This window comes from Lentzea sp. NPDC037011 (assembly GCF_055607425.1).
In genome coordinates this window covers 15,516-16,337 of sequence record NZ_JBVJRT010000018.1, presented here as the reverse complement: position 1 = coordinate 16,337, position 822 = coordinate 15,516, and positions in this window count along the sequence as shown.

Genomic DNA, 822 nt, shown 5'->3' with positions numbered 1-822 from the left:
CGGCACGTGCTGGGGTGCGGGTGTTTCGACCGACGAAGGCAGGGGCGGTGCCACGACATCGTCCCGGCCAGGTCGGCCCGTGGGCTGCCCGGTCTGGGGTTGCCCTTGCTGCGGCTGTCCTTGCTGGGGTTGCCCGGTCTGCGGCTGCCCGGTCTGCGGCTGCCCGGTCTGCGGCTGTCCCGTCTGGGGCTGTCCCGTCTGGGGCTGCCCCGTCTGCGGCTGTCCCGTCTGGGGCTGTCCCGTCTGGGGCTGTCCCGTCTGGGGCTGCCCCGTCTGCGGCTGTCCCGTCTGGGGCTGCCCCGTCTGCGGCTGCCCCGTCTGCGGCTGCCCCGTCTGCGGCTGCCCCGTCTGCGGCTGACCTTGCTCGCTCTGGGGCGTCTGGGACTGACCCGGCTGAGGCTGATCCGGCTGAGCCTGGTCCGGCGGAGGCTGTGGCGTCTGGGACTGCGGTGTGTGGGACTGCGGTGTCTGAGGCTGCGACGCCTGAGGCTGCGGTGCGCTGGACTCACGCCGTTCTTCACCCACGGCATCGACATCGGTGCGCGCTTCACCCCCGACGGTCGGCGGCAGCTGCGAGTGCACGGCCCCTGGCGGGGGAACCTCCGACCGAACCCCGCCCGAATCCTGCGGACTCAACGCCGGCGAGTCCAGACGCGGAGCGTCCACAACCGAAACGTCCCCACCCTGCGGCGAAGGCGAGAACACACCCGGCTGCACCCCACTAGGCTGCGAGCCCGGCGTCTGCGAGCCCGGCGTCTGCGAGCCCGGCGTCTGCGAGCCCGGCGTCTGCGAGCCCGGCGTCTGCGAGCCCGGCGTCTGCGA